The 20063-nt window shown below is 44.2% G+C and carries 23 protein-coding genes and 1 riboswitch; all 23 genes read right to left on the minus strand.

What is annotated here, in order from left to right; genetic code table 11:
* Positions 1 to 32 precede the first annotated feature (32 nt).
* The 23 genes from RTR76_RS10785 to RTR76_RS10895 all read right to left on the minus strand — a co-directional run bounded on the left by RTR76_RS10785 (position 33) and on the right by RTR76_RS10895 (position 20062).
* Complete coding sequence (locus RTR76_RS10785; protein ID WP_312520446.1) at positions 33 to 605, minus strand: type 4a pilus biogenesis protein PilO; 573 nt, start codon at positions 603 to 605, stop codon at positions 33 to 35.
* 2 nt (positions 606 to 607) lie between these two features.
* Positions 608 to 1138 (minus strand): PilN domain-containing protein, encoded by a 531-nt coding sequence (locus RTR76_RS10790; protein WP_312520448.1) that lies wholly within the window; start codon positions 1136 to 1138, stop codon positions 608 to 610.
* On the minus strand, positions 1135 to 2208 hold the full coding sequence (pilM, locus tag RTR76_RS10795) for a type IV pilus assembly protein PilM (RefSeq protein WP_312520451.1): 1074 nt from the start codon (positions 2206 to 2208) through the stop codon (positions 1135 to 1137). The genes RTR76_RS10790 and pilM overlap by 4 nt, the downstream gene beginning before the upstream one ends.
* A 5-nt stretch (positions 2209 to 2213) precedes the next feature.
* Positions 2214 to 2492, minus strand: a complete 279-nt coding sequence (locus RTR76_RS10800; protein ID WP_312520454.1) for a late competence development ComFB family protein — start codon at positions 2490 to 2492, stop codon at positions 2214 to 2216.
* 18 nt (positions 2493 to 2510) lie between these two features.
* Complete coding sequence (locus tag RTR76_RS10805) at positions 2511 to 3494, minus strand: pilus assembly PilX N-terminal domain-containing protein (RefSeq protein WP_312520457.1); 984 nt, start codon at positions 3492 to 3494, stop codon at positions 2511 to 2513.
* 15 nt (positions 3495 to 3509) lie between these two features.
* Positions 3510 to 4028, minus strand: a complete 519-nt coding sequence (locus tag RTR76_RS10810; RefSeq protein ID WP_312520460.1) for a type II secretion system protein — start codon at positions 4026 to 4028, stop codon at positions 3510 to 3512.
* A gap of 27 nt (positions 4029 to 4055) precedes the next feature.
* Positions 4056 to 4478, minus strand: a complete 423-nt coding sequence (locus RTR76_RS10815; RefSeq protein WP_312520463.1) for a prepilin-type N-terminal cleavage/methylation domain-containing protein — start codon at positions 4476 to 4478, stop codon at positions 4056 to 4058.
* Positions 4479 to 4495: 17 nt separating this feature from the next.
* Positions 4496 to 4945 (minus strand): prepilin-type N-terminal cleavage/methylation domain-containing protein, encoded by a 450-nt coding sequence (locus RTR76_RS10820; RefSeq protein WP_312520465.1) that lies wholly within the window; start codon positions 4943 to 4945, stop codon positions 4496 to 4498.
* Complete coding sequence (locus tag RTR76_RS10825) at positions 4945 to 5685, minus strand: prepilin peptidase (protein ID WP_312520468.1); 741 nt, start codon at positions 5683 to 5685, stop codon at positions 4945 to 4947. The genes RTR76_RS10820 and RTR76_RS10825 overlap by 1 nt, the downstream gene beginning before the upstream one ends.
* A 50-nt stretch (positions 5686 to 5735) precedes the next feature.
* Positions 5736 to 6122 carry a type II secretion system protein gene (locus RTR76_RS10830; RefSeq protein WP_312520472.1) on the minus strand — a complete coding sequence of 129 codons (387 nt, stop codon included), beginning with the start codon at positions 6120 to 6122 and terminating at the stop codon, positions 5736 to 5738.
* Positions 6123 to 6148: 26 nt separating this feature from the next.
* Positions 6149 to 7369 (minus strand): type II secretion system F family protein, encoded by a 1221-nt coding sequence (locus RTR76_RS10835; protein ID WP_312520475.1) that lies wholly within the window; start codon positions 7367 to 7369, stop codon positions 6149 to 6151.
* A gap of 24 nt (positions 7370 to 7393) precedes the next feature.
* Positions 7394 to 8455, minus strand: coding sequence for a type IV pilus twitching motility protein PilT (locus tag RTR76_RS10840; RefSeq protein WP_312520478.1), 1062 nt, complete (start codon positions 8453 to 8455; stop codon positions 7394 to 7396).
* Between the two features lie 17 nt (positions 8456 to 8472).
* Positions 8473 to 10149: an ATPase, T2SS/T4P/T4SS family gene (locus RTR76_RS10845; protein WP_312520480.1), complete on the minus strand. Its 1677-nt coding sequence runs from the start codon at positions 10147 to 10149 to the stop codon at positions 8473 to 8475.
* Positions 10150 to 10325: 176 nt separating this feature from the next.
* The gene (gene aroE / locus RTR76_RS10850; RefSeq protein ID WP_312520483.1) at positions 10326 to 11216 is read right to left on the minus strand and encodes a shikimate dehydrogenase; all 891 of its coding nucleotides are present in this window, start codon (positions 11214 to 11216) and stop codon (positions 10326 to 10328) included.
* Entirely contained in the window at positions 11183 to 11959 is a 777-nt protein-coding gene (locus tag RTR76_RS10855; protein WP_312520485.1) for a carbon-nitrogen family hydrolase, read from the minus strand. Before RTR76_RS10855 ends, aroE begins: the two co-directional genes overlap by 34 nt.
* Positions 11956 to 12534 (minus strand): YqeG family HAD IIIA-type phosphatase, encoded by a 579-nt coding sequence (locus tag RTR76_RS10860; RefSeq protein ID WP_312520488.1) that lies wholly within the window; start codon positions 12532 to 12534, stop codon positions 11956 to 11958. Before RTR76_RS10860 ends, RTR76_RS10855 begins: the two co-directional genes overlap by 4 nt.
* Before the next feature lie 21 nt (positions 12535 to 12555).
* A complete protein-coding gene (gene sigK / locus RTR76_RS10865) occupies positions 12556 to 13260 on the minus strand; it encodes an RNA polymerase sporulation sigma factor SigK (RefSeq protein ID WP_312520662.1) in 705 nt (234 codons plus the stop codon).
* A gap of 385 nt (positions 13261 to 13645) precedes the next feature.
* Positions 13646 to 14530, minus strand: a complete 885-nt coding sequence (locus RTR76_RS10870; protein WP_312520491.1) for an AraC family transcriptional regulator — start codon at positions 14528 to 14530, stop codon at positions 13646 to 13648.
* 554 nt (positions 14531 to 15084) lie between these two features.
* Entirely contained in the window at positions 15085 to 15660 is a 576-nt protein-coding gene (gene yyaC, locus RTR76_RS10875) for a spore protease YyaC (protein WP_312520494.1), read from the minus strand.
* Positions 15661 to 15822: 162 nt separating this feature from the next.
* Positions 15823 to 16395: an HDIG domain-containing metalloprotein gene (locus RTR76_RS10880; protein ID WP_312520497.1), complete on the minus strand. Its 573-nt coding sequence runs from the start codon at positions 16393 to 16395 to the stop codon at positions 15823 to 15825.
* 66 nt (positions 16396 to 16461) lie between these two features.
* Positions 16462 to 18168 carry an ABC transporter ATP-binding protein gene (locus RTR76_RS10885; RefSeq protein WP_312520500.1) on the minus strand — a complete coding sequence of 569 codons (1707 nt, stop codon included), beginning with the start codon at positions 18166 to 18168 and terminating at the stop codon, positions 16462 to 16464.
* Positions 18169 to 18241: 73 nt separating this feature from the next.
* Positions 18242 to 18904, minus strand: coding sequence for an NlpC/P60 family protein (locus tag RTR76_RS10890; RefSeq protein ID WP_396144811.1), 663 nt, complete (start codon positions 18902 to 18904; stop codon positions 18242 to 18244).
* Positions 18905 to 18909: 5 nt separating this feature from the next.
* Positions 18910 to 19039: riboswitch (cyclic di-AMP (ydaO/yuaA leader) on the minus strand.
* A gap of 66 nt (positions 19040 to 19105) precedes the next feature.
* A complete protein-coding gene (locus tag RTR76_RS10895; protein WP_312520503.1) occupies positions 19106 to 20062 on the minus strand; it encodes a glycosyltransferase family 2 protein in 957 nt (318 codons plus the stop codon).
* Position 20063 lies beyond the last annotated feature (1 nt).

The following is a 20063-nucleotide window of genomic DNA, read 5'->3' on the forward strand; positions in this document are numbered from 1 at the left end:
TGCATCACCTCTGCACTGCTGCTCATAGTTTGTTACTTTTGTACACCAGGAACAGCACCAGATGCAAGTCCATAGGTATAAACCTGCACGGTTATCTTACCCTCAATAACACCTGGTTTAACCTGAACAGCAAGCGCTGCCGCAGAACTAAAACGCTGCATTCCCTCCAGCCGCTGGAAAAAATCCAGCATTTGAAAGTAATCTCCTTTGATTGTCATAGTAACAGAAAATTCACGATATCCATTTTTAGGCTCAGCCTGATTAGGAACAATCTCAGCTACTTGAACGCCACTCAATTGAGCAGCTTGCTCAGCTTGTATTAGAAAGCTTGCAATATCGGGATCATTTGGCAAAAGCTGATCAATAAACAGCAGTTTTTTATCCAACTCAGCTAAGTATTGTGTTCCATCAGGATGAGCAATGCCATAACCTTGAATTAGCTGTACGGCTTGCCTGGCAGCAGCCAAATCAGCCCGCAGACCTACAATTCTTTCTTGCTGAGGAAACCATAATGCTGCAAGAAACAGATAAATACTTGCCAGACAAATGATAATCCCTGCCAGAGTCCTGCGCCTAAACAGTAATTTAGCAATAGTACTTTCCATTTTTACAGCCCCTTGATTTTAACGGAAACCTCAAATCGTAAAGTATCAAGCATCATTTCCTGTTCAGCCTTTATCAGTACCATGTCGGTAAAAAGACTGTCCTTTGCAAGTTTTTTCAGGAAAGCAGCCACCTCAGGATAATTAGCTGCCTTGCCTTTAATCAGCAACAAATTTTCATTACCTGCCGACACCTCCGTCAGCCAAACCTGTTCAGGAACAACAGTTCCTAAATGGGCAAAAACGGCATGCCATGATTTTCGTTCCTTCGTCAAGGCAGTAAGAATAGCATTTTTATTTATTATAGCTTGCTGCTTCTGATCGGCTGCAAGCATCTTTTGCTGTGTAGGGCGTAATAATTCATATTGATTGCGAGCTCGCTGCAAGTCCTGCTGCAGCGTTAGTTCCGTATAAAGTCCATAACCGTATAGACTGACTAGTAGCAGACCTACAAAAAAAATACTGACTCTTATTGCGCGCTTGAGGGGAATTTCAATACTTCTCTCCTCGGGAGGTAACAAATTGATTTGAATCATCTGTCTTCTCCTCCTCTCAAGGCTAAGCCAATTGCAACGGCAAACTGGGGGAAAAGATCGTTCAAACGCTCTTGTTCTACGTTCCCTGACGGTACTAAGCTGCGTAAAGGCTGATGCAGCTGAACGGGCAAGTCCAATTGAGAAGCAATATAGTGCGATAAATTTTTGAGTTTAGCGCCACCTCCGGTCAAAAAGAGATTGTTGATAGATGCATCAGGGTTTTGATTTTGATGGTATTCTATGGTTCGGCGCACTTCCCGGATTAACTCCCCAGCCACCAGTTCCACTTGGCTCTGCTTGTCCAATTGTTGAACAGGCAATTGCTCTTGGAGGAAGGAGTCTGTCTGGCATTGTTTTACGTGCTCCGCATCCTGATAATCTAAGGATAAGTCATGCATAATCGCTTCCGTAAAGCGCCTGCCACCTATTCCGATAGCGCGTATTACCGCTGGACTGCCTTGCTGAAAAGCAGTGATTTGGCTTAGTTCACAGCCCAAATCAATAACAACTGAATTGGCCGCTCCCTCCAGCGTACGATAAGAGGCCAGTGATTCTATTTCAACTGCAAGGGGTTTAAGTCCAATAGCTTTTATAGTTGAAATTATTGGATTGATGGTATTACGAAGTACAGCAACAATCAGCACTTTCATTTCCAGATTTGATTTTGTTTTGCCGGCAATAGCAACATCATAATAATAGCTCCCAGCCTCATAAGGAACGTATTTTTCTACATTCCATTTCATAGCTTCCCGTAATTCCTTTTCAGCCATTGCCGGAAATAAAACTTCTCTGGCAAAAATTGACCGGCTGCCCAGTGACAGGACTACATTCCTGGCACTCGCACCACAGCTAGACAATAATTGACGCAGTAAGTCCTGAAATTCTTTACTGTCGGCAATACTGCCATCAGCGAGCAAACCAACGGGTATTGGAAGAAGCCCTATCGCCAGCAGTTGCTGCTGCTGACGCTGATTAGACACTTCTGCCAGCTTTACGCTTTCAGTACCAATATCAATTCCTATTACTCTTTCTTCATGTCCGGTAAATAGTCGCTGAAACCTGGTAAACATATTAATTACTGGCTAGTCTCAGTATGATGAGGCTGGGTATTAACAATTTTTATAGCATTGGAAATGGCAGTGAGAATATCGATAGTAAACTGTTGCTCCAGAGCCTTGATACGGGTATAGGTTTGGCCTTTCTCAGTAGCAACATAGCGAGGCGGAAGAAAATTGAGCGCTAACGCTATGATATCGTAGCGGCATTTTTCACATTTGCAAATCCCACTATGTGCAGCTATGATCTCATCAACTTGCTGCCATACGAGACTTTCCATATAGTTCTTTACTTCCATAATGAAATCCTCCTCATCTTATCTGTGATTTTTCCAGGCTACGACTTGGAATCCGTGGCTTACCATACCATTGACAATTACTCTTCCTTTAGCAATAATACGGCCATTTAGCACCGTACCGGCTGTCACTTGTGAATCATGACTGCCTAATGCAACAAGGGTAAGGCTGGTACTTTCATGCTGATTAACAGTTACAGTGCCACTGGTCACAATGGTTATCGGACCTCTACATTTCGCTCCATTGTTGATGGTTACATTTCCTTTTGCATATATGATTACGGGCTCGCTTGTAACATTATCAATTGTTCCGCCTACAGAAAAATCTTTGTCCGTATAGTATTTTGCTGCACGTAATGTTACCGTTTCCAGATTGCTGATAATAGGGTTAATCTGCGGCTTATTCATATAATCAATTATTCCGAACGAAGGCATTGGCTCTTGGCTGTGAGGGCTACTGCTGCCACTGATCGCGTGACTGCCGGCAATGCTGCCTGCTGCGGCAGCATTACCTGTGATTACTCCTTGACCTTCCACAACTATATCAGAGCCTGAGTAAACTGCGTTTTTGTAAATACCTCCAGTGCCGCTGCCGCCAATTGTCAGCAGCCCGACTGTTCGCGCCGCCTTGCTGACTGAAATGACACCAACGGATGTAATCGTCCGGCTGCCCTTATCCTGTGGAAAGTCAGGATTTGCAATGCTTATCTGGTAGTTCCCTGTAGTAGCACCGCTGTTTTTGGTTGAAGAAACAGCTTTATATTCACCTGTAGTTTGTATGTTAGTGATTACTACGCTATTTTCCTTCTTTAGTTGGGTAATAGCCCATAAAGCACCGGCTTCAGCGAGATATTGTGCTGCTATTCCATCCCGATAACCGGCAGCAATGGCGCCTTCTGTCGAACTAAGTACAGCAGCAGCAGTACCAACTATCGCCAGCATGGTCATAACAATAAGCGCCGTAATCGCGGCGCTTCCCCGGCTCTGCTTTAAAGCAACAAACAATTTATCTCCCCCTTGCTACTTCAGATATTCTGAAATACCAACTACTGCTGTTTGCACCACAATTTTTTGTCCAGTAAAGGTATCAACAGCTGTAAGATGAAGAAATACCGTCTGACCCTGCACCTCAAACAGTGCTTTTGATGCTCCATAATCACCATAAATTAATACATTTGCTGACTTCTGTATATTGACACCCGTTACGGGCTGAGGATTATCATTACTCAGCAAATTATACAAAATATGGGTGTTCGTATTTAATCGATACCCGCTTTGACGCCCCTGCGAATCAATAAAAGACAGCTCATTGTCATTTTTCTTCGTAATATTCCTGCTGAATTTCAGATCGCGTACCATACTGTCTATAGCCAAACGTGCGGTTTGCTGTACTTCACTCTGGCTGCTGCTTCTGTGCCATGACACAATTGAGGCTGAAAATAAAGGTACAAGTGCAGTGAGAAGCAATCCGGTTACGGTTAACCAAATCATCGCTTCAATCAAAGTAAAGCCTGCTTGCTTAGTGGCAATTCTAGACATGTTCCCCCCTTTATTCACGACCAATAATTAACGCTTCGAAAAAACTGCCGTCATCTCTATATTGTCGTCTGAGTTCCTGCTCCAGGCTACAACCACTCTTATCTGAACTAAATCAGCACTGTCTTCCGGACATTTACTTGCCAGACTAGCCAGCGTATATGTCGTATTATTCAAAAGCACGGTATTATTTGCTTCAGATTGCCAGTCTGCGCCTAATTTTACTTCTCCGGTTTCAGGAATTGTTAACTGATTCCACGCAACTGCGGTGCTTCTGCTTTTCAGATATTCTAACTGCTTTTGCGCCAAGCTCGCAGCAACAGTGTATTTCCCTGCGCTGATATTGCTTTTTACCGACTGCATCAAGAGGCTTGCAGCGGCTGTTACTGCTATAGTTATGATCACAACGGCAATCAGTACTTCAATCAGCAAGAACCCTCTCTGCTTATTCATCTAGTGCTAACCTGCCTTTACTCGATGCGTACCCTCCCCGTTTGAGCCTGAATAATAATCCGTTTAGTCCCCCTACCATCTACCCGGGCTAGCGCAATGGTCATGTCTGTTCCTTGCTTTGGTATGCCATTATTAGTAAAACTAATGGTTGTCGCTGACCCGCTAACTCTTACTGTCCTAGGAAAGGTACGCTTTGGTTGAATTACTTTGGTATTTAACGCTGTCACATACCCATAAGGACTGGTATTTATGAGATAAAATTCCGGGGTAGTTCCAGCACAATTAATGGAAAGCTGCTGTACTAGCCGCAAGTCGGCAGCAAGTTCGCGGGCGGCTATATTTAAATCTTGCTCTGCTAGCCAATCACCCATCTTAGGGACAGCAAGAGCTGTAACAATAGCGATAATAGCTACAACAATGATTAATTCAATCAACGTAAACCCTTGCTCTTTTACCGTCTGTTTCATCAGAATTTCTCCAAATACCAAGTGATAAGCCTGTTACCGTACAGCATAGCAATAAATGCCCCTACAGCAAGACAGGGGCCAAAAGGGATAACATCTTTACCGCTTTTCACTTTAAAAGCGATTAACAGCATACCGCTTATCCCTCCTACTATAAAGGCTAACAAAAGAACTAATACCGTATACGGTACCCCCAGCCAAAGGCCCAACACGGCAGCAAATTTTACATCGCCCAATCCCATACCACCATTGCTTACTATAACAATCGCTAGCAATATACCTCCGCCAACTGCACTTGCAAGAACCATCTCTCCAACCGGAATATCCTTCAGCCAAAGCTGTATAGCTGCACCAAATCCTGCTAGCCAAACAAGAATTTTATCTAAAATCAGTTGGTGATCATAGTCAATAACCGTAATCACAATTAAATATGATGAAAAAATGAGTGCACTTATCAGTTCAAACGAAAGTCCCAGTACTCTGTAACACCATAGAAAAATGCATCCACTCACTAACTCTATAAATAGATAACGAGTAGGCAGACGCCCATGACAATAGCGGCAACGCCCTTTTATCAGAAGATAGCTTAGTACAGGAACTAGATCCTTTACCGCCAGTTTAGTCTTACAAAGTAAGCAATGTGATGCCGGAAAAACGATTGATTGCTCCCGGGGAATACGATAAGCACACATTACTAAAAAACTGCCAAAAACAGTACCGATTAAAAAAAATACTACCTCCATACCATCACAACTTTCACTGAATCAGTCTGCCGTTATTCCTTAGCTGCATATCACCAAGCAGTGTAACCCACACTTCCCGGGGAACGTCTTACTGTCGTACCGCCACTGTTATCGATGCTCGTCCCCGTTACCGTATAGCCGGTTTCAACCGTTGCATATACAAGAGCAGTCCCTGTCGAGTCTTTAGGCCACTCAGTTAGGTAATTCGAGAAAGCTGCAGTGTTCTCAGGATAATTACCCTTTGCCGCATAATATTGCATCACCACACTGTCAACAGTGCGCAAGTCTACCCGTAATCGTGCATCCTTTGCAGCATTTGCCGATTGGCTAAACTTGGGAATAGCAACTGCCGATAAGATTCCAATAATAGCAATTACTACCATCAATTCAATTAGTGTAAAACCACTTTGCCCTTTCCTTCTCCACCTCAGATCCATTACTCTTTTCTCCTCTCACTTTTATCTCATTGCCTTCCCACAGCACTTACGACCTCAAACATAGGCAGTACGACTGCAATTACAATTAAACCAATTATTCCGCCTAAAAAACCAACTAACAGCGGTTCCAGCATACTACTTAAGCGCGTAACAATGTCATCCACATCTTCTTCGTAAAAATCAGCTATTTTCTCCAGCATTTTATCGATTTCTCCCGTCTCCTCGCCGATTGCTATCATCTGGATAACCAAGGGAGGAAATACACCGCAATTGCTTAAGGGCGCAGCTAGCCCCAAGCCCTGTCTAATGCCCTGCATAGCAATAGTCAGAGCAGCAATTACACTGCTGCTGCCTGTGGATTTTTGGGCCACCTCAATAGCGCTCAATAATGGAACACTCCCCCGCAGCAGCGTACTCAGTGTGCGGCAGAAGCGTGCAATGACAATTTTCTTTCTCACCATTCCAAAAACAGGTATTTTGAAGCGAATGCTGTCTATCCCCTTCTTCATCTCTTCCTGCTTTGCCAGAAAACTAAGACCAAGACATAAAAGTAATAGCAGCGCAAAAATAGACATACCATTATTTCCCAGGAAATGGCTTGTTGTAAGTAAAACACGCGTAGGCAACGGGATTTCGAGGCTCATGTCTTCAAAAAGTTTCGTGAAAACAGGCAGTACAACTATCAGGATGAACGTAACCGACACTATCGCCAAACTGACAACTACAGCCGGATATGTCATCGCTGCCTTAACTTTTTCATTCAGCTTATGCTCTTTTTCATAATGTACTGCGAGTCGTCTGAGAATACTATCCAACACGCCTCCCAATTCACCGGCTTCTACCATCCTGATCATAAGCTCAGGAAATACGCGGCTGTGTTCGCTCATTGCAACGGATAATGGCGTGCCTTCCTGAACTTTTTTATGTACGGCCTGCAAGGCATTTTTTAATTTGCCGTTATACGTTTGTTCTATCAACACATTCAAACATACAAGCATCGGTAAACCCGCATCTATCATAACAGCAAACTGACGGCAAAAAACTACTAACGCTTTGACAGCAACAGGGGAAAGGCTTTGCAAAAATTCCCGCAGCAGCCACTCACGCCGCTGTTTCGTAATCTGCGTTACAAAATAACCTTTGCTATGAATAAAACTTGCAACAGCTGCCTCATTTTCAGCCACTATAGTGCCTGCTAAAACATGCCCAGTCCGATCCCTGGCCTTATAGCAAAATGTTTTAGCCACCTGCTCATCTCCTAACTCACCATTTTAGCTTGCTCCATTGATCAGTCTGCTAAAACTTTCCTGATCTATCATTCGGGACAAGGCTTCTTCATAGGAGATAATGCCTTGCTGATAGAGTTCCTGCAACGCTCTATCCATAGACCTCATTCCCGCTTTCGCGCTTGTCTGGATAACAGACATCATTTGATGACTCTTTCCTTCACGAATCAGGTTGCGTATAGCCGCAGTAGCGATTACTACTTCCATGGCTGCCACCCGGCCACCACCAGTGCAGCACGGCACCAGCTGCTGAGCTACTATTCCCTGCAGAGTTAATGACAACTGAATGCGGATTTGCTGCTGCTGATGAGGTGGGAATACATCAATAATCCGGTCAATTGTCTGAACGGCATCATTTGTATGCAATGTTGCCAATACTAAGTGCCCCGTTTCGGCTGCCGTAATGGCTATTCCCATAGTTTGGGCATCGCGCATTTCACCAACCAGGATAACATCAGGATCTTCCCTGAGAGCTGCCCTAAGAGCCGCAGCGAAAGATGGGGTATCCGTATTAACTTCCCGTTGATTCACTATGCTCCGCTTATGTTCATGCCAATACTCAATCGGATCTTCCAGAGTAATAATATGGCAGCTCCGTTCCCTGTTAATTAAATCGATCATGGCGGCCAAGGTTGTCGACTTGCCGCTGCCTGTCGCCCCGGTGATAAGAACAAGCCCGCGCAGTTTACGGGCCAAAGCTTGTACAGCTTCCGTTTGTACTAATTGTTCTATGGCAGGAATTTTTTCCTGAATTACCCTAATAGCAAGAGCGGTAAAGCCACGCTGCCGAAAAGAATTTATTCGAAACCTGCTTACTCCTTGCAGAGAAAAAGCAAAATCCAGTTCACCCTGTTGATGATATTTACAACGTTGCTCATCAGTTGTAATAGCCGCCAAACATTCATCTGTATCACTGGCTGATAATACTGGATGATCAGTAGGCATCAGACTGCCATCTAACCGTAAAACCGGTGGCATCCCCACTGTTAGATGGAGGTCAGAGGCACCTTTGGCAACCGCCTCCCGCAGTAACCTCTCCATTTTCATGTTATCGCACTCCTATGCTATAACCCTGTATAAGCTACCCGGATTACTTCATCTATTGTAGTAAGCCCCTCCATGACTTTATGAATACCATCTTCCCCCATTGTACTCATACCTGCCGACCGTGCTGCAGCTCCCAACTCATCACCGGCAGCACGTTTAGCGATTAATTTACGGATAGCTGCCGTTACAGGCATCACTTCATGAATAGGTATTCTCCCTCTATAACCAGTATAGCCGCAGTGAGCGCATCCCTCCCCCCGATAGAGGCGTACCTGCGCTGTTGGTTCCAGCCCCAAAAGCAGCCTTTCCCGCGAAGCTGGCTCTGGAGTGTAACTTTGCTTACAGTCGTTACAAATCAGCCTTACCAATCGCTGCGCCACCACGCCTAATACTGACGATGCTACTAAAAACGGCTCAATTCCCATATCAATTAAACGTGGTAACGCACCAGGCGCGTCATTGGTATGAAGTGTACTAAAAACCAAATGACCCGTTAAGGCTGCCCGAATGGCAATATCTGCAGTCTCCGTATCCCGGATTTCCCCTACCATAATGACATTCGGATCCTGCCGTAAAATAGAGCGCAAAGCATTAGCAAAGGTAAGCCCTGCCTTATTATTGACCTGAACCTGATTGATGCCGTCTAAAAGCATTTCCACCGGGTCTTCTACTGTAATAATGTTCTTATCCGCTGAATTTATATCTGTGAGCGTTGAATACAGCGTCGTTGTCTTTCCTGAGCTTGTAGGCCCTGTTACTAATAACATACCGTATGCATGACCAATAAGCTGGCGGAATCGTAAAAGGTTGTTATCCCGGAAACCTAGCTCCTTAATAGCAAGGACTGCATTGTCTTTATCAAGAATACGTATTGCAATTTTCTCCCCTAAAATGGTTGGCAAGGTAGAAATACGCAAATCAATGTCACGTCCCTGCTCCTGTACTTTGAGACGTCCATCCTGGGGCAGCCTTTTTTCGGCAATATCCAGTCCGCTCATAATTTTTATTCGCGATATTATAGCGGCATGAATAGACTTAGGAAGGCTGACCATTTCTCGGAGCACGCCGTCAACACGAAAGCGGACACGAATATGATTTGCTTCCGGTTCAACATGAATATCACTAGCTTGATCTTTAACAGCCTGACTGATAAGTGAATTAACAATGCTGACAACCGGCGCTTCATCGGCAGTCTGTATTTCCACCATGGCGGTCTGATCCTCGATGCGCAGTCGGTTAACCGCTTTATCAACAATTGCTTTAACTCCATACGCCTGCTCAATTGCGCGTAAAATCTCTCTCTCGGCGGCAATCACCGGCTGAACCTCACAGCCTGTCATCATATGTACATCATCAATGGCATCGAAATTAGTGGGATCGGTCATTGCGAGCGTGATTTGCCTGCCTTGCTTTTTGATGGGAATGACCTGATGCCGCTCTGCTAATGTTACAGAAATTGCATCAGCCACTTCCCTGTTAATTGCAATCTCTGCTAACGCTACCTGCCGAACGCCAAGCTGCAATTCCAGAGTCCGTATCATATGATCCTCTGTAATGTATCCCAGATGACGAATGACCCGCATAAGGCGCTCACCGGTTTCCTGCTGAATACGCAGAGCCTTTTCCAATTGCTCCTGCGTGAGTACTCCTGCTGCTAGCAACAAATCTTCAAGTCTTTTGTTCATCTTTATCATTGACCATCACCTTGCGGAGCAAATAAAAAACAACCAAGCAACATGCGTAATACACGGTTTGGCTGCGTAAATTATGGCTTTGCTCCATTACTTGTATTAGTATGTATAACGTGAATATTCTCACTAATAAAAAAGATTCCTGCTAAAAACAACAGGAATCTACAAAAATTTAACAATTATTCAAACATATCCCTTATTTGCTGTAATAGATTTTTTGCCATTACTTCATAAGGTGCAGGCACATTGGTCCATATTTGAAAAGCTAGAGCTCCCTGCCCCGCCAGCATTCCTTCACCTGTCACAATTTTATGTCCCCGTTCTTTAGCCTGCTGCAAAAAGCGAGTAGTCAGAGGATTATAGATCAAATCGCATACAACTGCATTAGGAGCAAGTGAAGACCATATAACCGGCGGCATTTCCTCACTATGGGGAGCCATTCCTAACGGGGTAGCATTGATTATTATATTGCAATCCGCTAGTTTCTGATTGAATTCCTCAGAGCACCAATCCATGCCGCTAACAGATGACTTTACATAGTGACTGGCTAAATCGCTTGCCTTAACTCCAGACCGGGCCGCTATTGTCACAAACTCTGCCTTAGCTGACAATAATGCATCCACTACTGCACGAGCTGCGCCGCCTGCTCCCAATAATACAACTTTAGCATCAGTTATAACTACGGCCTGTTCCTTAAGTGACCGTATAAACCCCATTCCGTCCGTATTATAGCCTATTAGTCTGCCTTGCACATTAACAATAGTATTAACTGCGCCAATTCTCCGGGCTCCCTCATCAATATCATCCAGATATTGCATAACAGCAACTTTATGTGGAATGGTAACATTAGCCCCTGCTAGGTTCAATGCCCGAATAGCTGCAACAGCCTGCTGCAAATCGTCAGGTTTAACTGCAAAAGGTACATAGGTATAGTCCAGCATAGTTTCCCTAAAGGCAGCATTATGCATAGCCGGAGACATCGAATGCTCTACCGGCCATCCCAATAACCCCACCACTCTCGTTGTTCCGCTAACGTTCACCGGTATAACTCCGGTCGGCGATCCTGCCATACCGACATCCCCTTGCGCACCTGTTCCACTATGCCAGTATCAAGTTCACCGTAAATAATCGCTTCCTCATCTGTGCCTTCAGCAACAATATCTCCATTTGGTGAAACGATCATAGAATGACCATAAAAAGTATTCTCCCGGTGCTGTCCTACACAGTTTACTGCACAGATGTAAATTTGGTTCTCAATCGCCCTAGACTGAATGAGCGTACGCCAATGGCTTCCACGGGAAGCAGGCCATTCAGCGGGAAGAAAAATGACAGTCGCTCCATCTTGCGTTGTGGCACGGAATAATTCTGGAAAGCGCAAATCGTAACATATCGTTAAGCCGCCGGTTGTATGTTGCAGTTCAAAAGTACACCGCTTACTGCCTGCGGCAAAAAAACGCTGCTCTCCCATGAGATTAAATAGATGTACTTTTTGATAGTCGCCAATAATTTCGCCAGCTGGATTAATGACAAAAGCTCCGTTGTAGATTTTCCCGTCTCTGCGGTAAGGCAGCGAGCCGGTAATGATTGTTACCTGTGATTGTCTCGCTATAAGCTGCAAAGCTGTAATAGTAGGACCTGTTTCCTCTTCTGCCCACTGTTCAATTTCTTTTAAGGCATAGCCAATTGTCCAAATTTCGGGTAAAACAATCACCTCTGCCTTTTGGGCCGCTTCCGCTGCCAATGCCAAACCATGGGCGCGATTCTCAATTACATTCCCGGCAACAACTCTCATTTGAATAAGCGCAACTTTCATTTCATCAACCCCTTCTCTTTTAAAATGCGAATAACAATATTCTCAAGCTTACGGTGAACACGGGTTCCAATAAATTCATGGGTAGTTAACGGTTTCACCCAAATAGTATACATACCCATTCGGTTTCCGCCAAGAACATCGGTAAATAGCTGATCACCAATCACTGCAGCATCCTGGGCCTGCAACCCCATGGCGGCAAGAGCTTGATGGAAGCCTCGCTTAGCTGGCTTATATGCTCGCGAAACAAACGGCAGATTAAAGCGATCAGCAATTAATTTAACCCGTTTGTTCCAATTGTTCGAAACAATGGCTACTTTAAAGTCCTGTATAACCAGTTCATGGAGCCAACTCGTTATTTTGGGACACATATCCGCACTGTCCCAAGGAATAATTGTATTATCCAAATCAAAAATAATACCCTTAATGCCTTGCTGGCGCAGCTGCTCAAGATCAATATCAAATAAAGATGTAACGCATAAGCGGGGATTAAACAACGTGTACACAACAGACACCTCCAGGTAATCCTTGGGGAAAATTATAGCACGAAGTACGGTAAAACACAAAAAGACTGCCATATTGACAGTCTCCTTACAATATTAGTATTGGCAGTCTTTAGGGGCAAGACTTTTACCTAGCTTACTAATAGCCCGCTTTTCTATTCTCGAAACGTATGACCTGGATATGCCAAGCATACGGGCGATATCACGCTGTGTTTTTCGACTGCCGTCTGGCATACCGAACCGCATTTCAAGCACCCATCGTTCTCTACCGCTAAGTCTATGTATTTCTTTGGTTAAACGCTCCTGCTCACACTGGTTCTCTACCGCTTCAGCTACTACATCGGGAGCAGTACCGAGCACATCAATCAAGGTGATTTCATTACCTTCTTTATCAACTCCGATCGGATCATACAAGCTTACTTCCGAGCGGGTGCGGCGCGTACTGCGTAAATGCATCAGAATTTCATTTTCAATACAACGGGCCGCATACGTGGCTAGACGAATCTTTTTCGTTTGGTCAAAAGTATTAATAGCTTTAATTAATCCAATGGTACCTATTGAAATCAGATCATCAACATCTTCGCCGGTATTATCAAACTTTTTGACGATATGAGCCACTAGTCGCAGATTTCGCTCAATGAGCACATTACGTGCCTTCTCTTCACCATTTTTCAACCTTTCCAGGTGCTGCTGCTCCTCTTTTTCTGACAGAGGCAAGGGAAAAGTGTTGTTTGTAATATAAGAGGCAAGCAATGCAACACCTTTAATAATAGAAGTTGCCAAAACAGCAAAAAATGACACCAAGCTATTCACCTCCAGTGAGTCTGTTCTTCATTGTATGGAGGGGATTAGCTGTTTGTGCCTGTCACTAAGAATAAAGTTCAGTGGATTTTCCTGGAAGGATTCTGTTATAATTTGCACAGGCGGTGATAAAATGGATCAATACATTGGTGATATAGGTGTTATCTTTGCTGCAATATTAGTAGCTCTTTATGTTCTTTGGGACCGGTTATTTCCGGAATAAAGCCAGGGGCGTGCTTTATATACCAACAGAATCTGACTGCTATTTTATTGGTTGCCGCAGCGGAATTGAGTTGGTAATCACTTCATAATTAGATGACGCTATTTATAAACACCCGGCTATTTCGCTAATATGCGATATACCGGGTGTTTGGTTATTTTAACATCAGTTTGATATCAGATTGAGCGACTCCCTCAACTGTTTCATGTCACTTTTGGGTGGTCGTCCGAACATGCGTGCATATTCACGGCTAAACTGAGAAGGGCTTTCATACCCAACCTGAAAACCTGCGTCAGCAGCACTTACCTTCGACGTCAACAAAAGACGACGAGCTTCCTGCAAACGTAATTGTTTCTGATATTGCAAGGGACTCATCGCCGTAACTTGCCTAAAATGCCGATGCAAAGATGCAACACTCATGTTGGCGGCCCTCGCTAAATGCTCAATACGTATTGTTTTTGTAAACTCCTGTTTGATAATGCAGGTGATTTCAGCAATTTTTCGCGTATAACTGTCGCTGATTCCAATTTGTTTTAAAAAATGCCCCTGTTCAGCTTGCAGAATGCGATAAAATATTTCCTTTATTATTAGAGCAGCAAGTGCAGGAATATCCTGTGGAGTCTCTAAGAGTCTGACCAGTCTGCAGCAGGCGTCCAATAGAGGAAGATTGATTTCACCTACAAACATGCCTTGGTGCGAATCGCCTTCGCATATAGAGAGACCAATATTTTGGATAATGTCAAAAATTAGCGCCGGTTCAAAATGCAAGCTCATACATAGTAGGGGATATTCGGGATCAGCCTGTATAATTTGCCCAATATAAGGTAAATCCAGTGATACTACCAGGTAATGGAACGGATCGTAATAATAGTTGCTTTCCGCTACCATGATTTTTTTTGCTCCCTGAACAATAATACACAAGGCGGGCCCCTGAACGGCATAGACAGGGCCTTCGAGATAGGAGGTGCGAGTAAAATGCAACGAGGTAATCTCCGTTGTATGACTTCCATCGGTCATGGCATACTGTTTAATTAGTCGAATCAGTTCCATCTGCTTTTCTGCAATCTTATCTAACTCTATACCTAAGGGATAATAAGGATAAGGAAAACAGCAGGTCTGGATTTTCTGGGTAAGCAAGTCCGCGAATTACACGGAAGCCAGAATCTTACAATGCTCGAAGTTGCTGCCATTATCGGCAAGGCTATTCAACATCCCGCTCTAACGTATATACAGGATTCACAAGAACAAACAAGGCGAGATCTCCTTAACCTCAACTTTTCTGAGCATATCATTCAACTCATTCTTGAAGTGGCAGACGCAATGAATGCGAGCCATATACAAATGTTGGAACCGCGTTCGGCAGATAACTCTACTCCTACATCTTATGAAAGGTTTGTCTACGAAACGTTATTGCCCTTATACAAGCAAAGAACCACTAACTCCTAGCTGCGGATTCGTTATACACACGCTCACCGCTGTTATTAAACCATCTATAACTCTTGAAATAGATAAAATCCCCTGCCGTTACAGCGGGGGAATTTTTTTTGTATTGTATATATCAGCTTAGAATAGGAAGTGAAACTACCAACGATAAGGCGAATCCATTAGCGAATAGCCGTCACAGGCTGGTTAACGACTTCAAGTGCACCTTGCAGCGCACTGCCGATTACCTTGCTTAGCTTCATAACAGTAGCCAGGGGCGTGCTTTGCAAATCGAGATAACCAATTTTCCCTCCTGCATTTACAACTCCAATAATGGAAATATGCCCGACGCAAGGCAGACGGTTTCCCACGGCAATACCTGCTTCCAACCCGCCTTCCCATACTTCGATATTTCCAATCTCATTTGTTTTTCCAAGGCAGGCATCTACTGCAATAATCAATGGATGATGATATTGGCGGGTAATAATATGAATGGTTTCAACCAGGTTGCCGGCGTGGATAGGGTGATCCAGACTGCCGTAAACCAGACAATCGGTAGTTTCCAGTAAATGAGAGCCGATGAGTGGACCTAATGCATCTCCGGTGTATCGGTCAGAACCGATACATAGCACCACCAGAGGGCGCATCCGGTAGCCTTCCTGACTCTCCAGCAGTGTTAAGAGATAGTTTTGCACCTTGTCACAAGCGTTAGTATCATTGAGGCTGGTTGTCAGTTTACTGCCTGTTATTTTCCCCATTATACCTCTCCTCTGCAATGGTCTTATTAAATCTATGCAGGCAGGTAAATAAATATTTGCATAAATAGCTCTTCCAAGCCCTCCGTAACCTTAGATAGCCACTATAAGCAAAATAAAACAGTCTGCGTAATTACGCAGACTGTTTTATTTGCTACCAATAGCTCAGCCAATTAAGGGCAGCTCCTGGTATTCAGGTTTTTTTGTCGCTTCGGCAAGAGCCTTAATAACAAATTCAATATGTTCTTTGATGTCAATCCCCATATCTTCCGCACTGGTAATTAGCGTTTCCCGGTTTACTGCTCGGGCAAAGGCTTTATCTTTCATCTTCTTTACAACTGATTTTACTTCTAAATTATCCAAGCTTTTGTCCGGCCGTACTAATGCACAGGCAATAACAAAACCTGTCATCTCATCAACGGCAAGCAATACTTTTTGCAGTATGGTCCTTTCCATGGGCCAATCACGGGCATGAGACTGAACATCGGTAATAAAATTCTCATCATAACCATGAGAGCTTAGTATTTCGCGAGCGTGCTCCGGGTGATCCTCGGGGTACTTTTCAAAATCAATGTCATGAAGTAAGCCGACTGTTCCCCAATATGCTGCATCACCTTCGAATTTTACAGCATATGCTCTCATCGCGATTTCTACCGCCAGACAATGCTTTAATAATACCTCACTCGTCACGTGCTGACGCAGTATTTGCCATACATCCTGCCTAAGAACGTTATTCATTCCTGATTCCCCCTTGCTCTTCATTTTGTCCTGAAAATTATCTTCTACACGCTTCATGCATATTCTTTACTGCCCTTCGTGAACCATTTGGGCATACCGTCCGCCTTGCAAAACTAACTCTTCATGTGTACCGCATTCCACAATACGTCCGTCAGTTAGAAAAATCACCTTATCCGAAGCAACAAGTGTTGACAGCCTGTGAGTAATCATAAAGGTTGTCCGGCCAGCACTTGCCCGCCGTATGGCAGTGAGCACCGATTTTTCAGACTGATTATCTAATGATGCTGTAGGCTCATCCAGCAAAAGTAAGGCTGGATTGGACAACACCGCCCGGGCAATTGCAATGCGCTGCCTCTGTCCGCCAGACAACAGGTGCCCCAATTCACCAACCGACGTTGAATATTGCTGAGGTAATGCCATAATAAATTCATGTGCGCCTGCAAGACGAGCTGCAGCTTCCACCTCATTTTGTGTTGCTTCCGGCCTGCCATACCGGATATTATCCAAAATAGGTATATTAAAAAGTATCGGATCTTGCTGGATAAAACCAATTTGCTTACGTAAGTTTGCTGTCTTCAGTTTTTTTATATCAACACCATCCAGATAGATCGTCCCTTTATCAGGATCATAAAAACGAAGCAGCAAATTAGCAAATGAAGATTTTCCTGCACCGCTGGGACCGACAATCGCAATTACTTCTCCAGGCTGGGCGCTGAAGGATATATCTTTTAAAATTCCTGTTTCCGGAATGTAACTGAAAGAAACTTCTTTGAATTCAACTCTGCCGGCAACCTGTTTCAGCTCCTGTGAGCCTTCCGTCACATGATGCGGATAACAGCTAAGTCTCTCAATCCGCTGCCAGGCTACAGTTCCCATTTTTAGTTTTGCAGCCGCCTCACTAATTTTGCGCACCGGAGTTGGCAAATTGATAATGTAAACAAGAAAAGCAAACATGCCACCAATTGTTAAATCACCGGTAATGACTTCGCGGCCACCATACCAGATAATTAAAGTCAAGCCAATGGCAGCAAGGAATTCCACCAAAGGTATTAAAAATGCATTAAGACGCTGTACTTGCAGTAAATCCTCTGCCGCACGTTTAATATTAGCCCTGAATTTTTGGTATTCGTAATTTTCTCTGGTATAGCTTTGAATAACCGTAACAGATGTAAGATATTCTTCTAAGCTCTCTGTTACTCTTGCCAGGGCTTCTTCCACAAGTTCACCAAGTGATGCAATCTTCTTATTAAAAAAGCCGATTGCCCCAATAATGAATGGTACCGTAGCAAAGGTAACCAGCGCCAATTCCCAGTCAAAATAAATCATAATAGCCATAATAGCAGTTAAATTTAACGACTCTACCAGCATATCGGGTACACCAAAAGAAAAAGCCTGCTGTAATAACCATAAGTCGTTCGTAAATAAGGAAATCGTCTCACCGGTAGAGGTATTAACAAAAAAGGCAAAATCCTGATGTTGCAGCTTGGCAAACATATCTTGTCTCAGTCTGGCAACCATTTGATTTCCGGCCTTGGCAATAGTATAACCATATATGTAAGTAAAAGCGCCCCTTACAAGATAAAGACCCACAATGGCTCCAATGATTAGATGCAGCGAGGCCAGGTCTTGAGCGACTAGGGCACCATCAATGAGATATTTAATGACAACAGGCGCAGCCAGGCCAGCCAAACTCGCAATGATAAAGCAGCAAATTGCAGTTGTCACCATTGGCCAATAAGGACATATAAAGCTGTTCCAATATAGTTTGAGCATGATGGCCTCCGGTAAAACTAAGTAAAATAGGCAATAAAAAATGGGAAGGCCGGTTACGCCTTCCCTAAATTTGCTATAACACCCGGCGGGCTCCGATATACCGGGCACCCCAGTAACTGCTTTCCATGCGGTCAATAGCAATACCGCGGCTGGATGTAGCACTGATAAATTGCCCGTTGCCGAGATAAATTCCGCTGTGCGAAGCACCCGGCGCATATGTAGAGAAGAATACTAAATCCCCCGGCTGCAAGCGGTTATACGATACCGACTGTCCGACATCATACTGCTCATCGGCTGCACGTGGCAATTGTATTCCATAATTCGCAAATACAAAGCGCGTAAACCCGGAGCAATCGAATCCATTCGGCGTAGTACCGCCAAAAACATACGGGACGCCCACATACCGATTAGCGGTTTGAATAAGGCGCCTGACTGTGGTTGTCGAAGAGTCGCGGCTTACTGGGATTTCGCGGCCCATAAGCAACCGAAAAGTTTGAGCTCCGACTACACCGTCATCAGTCAAGCCATGATCTCTCTGAAAGGCTTGAACGGCAATAGTCGTCTGTTCTCCAAAGTCGCCATCAACGCCTACTTGATAACCAAGCGAGCTCAATTTCGACTGTATCATGGAGATGTCTTGTCCTTCATCACCCTGCATAAAAGCAGAAGCTGAGGCAAGCGATGCTACACTAAAGAGCATCAAAAAGCAAAGCGTTGTTCTGAGAAACTTATGCAACTGTCTGTGCTCCTCTCGACAGCCTCCGAGGTTAGCTGACGGGTTAGGGTTGTAGGCCCCCTACCTGCACGAAAGCAAGTTTCACCCCTTTGATTGGTTCCCCCGTACCTGAGCTGGATTCGGCTTTTCTCTGCTCATCTTTTATCCATTCGTCATCAAGTTGCAAATTCCTGCCACTTAAGACAAGGATTCTGACAGAAACTAGGAGAGATCCTCCTTTTTTTTCGACCTTCCCGGTTGCGCCTCATCAACGCGCAGCCAGTACAGCGGCCGCTGTTTAACTTCTTCAAAAATGCGGCCCACATATTCACCAATAACACCCAATCCGGCCAGTTGTAATCCACCAAGCATTAAAATGCTGGCTGTAATCGTTGCCCAGCCTGGTGCAGCCTGCTGCGTAAACACCTTAATATACAGCACATGTAAAGCAAGAATAAAGCTTCCCAGTGCGCATAACACGCCAATGTAAAAAGCAATGCGCAAGGGCAGCTTCGAATAAGCGGTAATCCCATCCAACGCAAAATGCAGCATTCCCTTTAGCGAAAATTTTGTTGTTCCTGCATAACGAGGAGGAGCAGTAAATTCAATCAATATTTGCTTATAGCCTATAGCGCTGATCATGCCGCGTATAAAACGCGCCCGTTCACGAAAGCGACGAAAGCTTGTAACTACAGTTTTATCTAACAGTCTAAAATCCGAACCGCCTTCATTGATATGCACATTAGACACACTATTAATTAATTTATAGTATAGGCGGGAGGTGAGCTTTTTAAACCAGGAGACACCCTCCGTACTTGTCCGGATAGTCTGTACAACCTCATACCCTTCTTCCCATTGCTTAATCAGTAAGGGCAGCATAGATGGCGGATGCTGCATATCGCCATCCATTGTGATTACAGCATCACCATCTGCATGGTCTAAGCCACAGGTAAGGGCAATTTGGTGTCCAAAATTGCGGGCTAGCACTAAAGCCCTTACCCGGTTATCACAATTGGCCAAACGATCAAGAATCAACGGGGTTGCATCTCTCGACCCGTCATCAACAAATATGATTTCAAAGGTATAAGCTAAATCTTGCATATTCTTAACAACTTCTCTATAAAAGTTGTCAATATTGTCTTCTTCATTAAAAACCGGCACAACAATTGAAATCAACATT

Source organism: Anaerospora sp. (assembly GCF_032013335.1).
Lineage (GTDB): Bacteria > Bacillota > Negativicutes > Sporomusales > DSM-15969 > Anaerospora.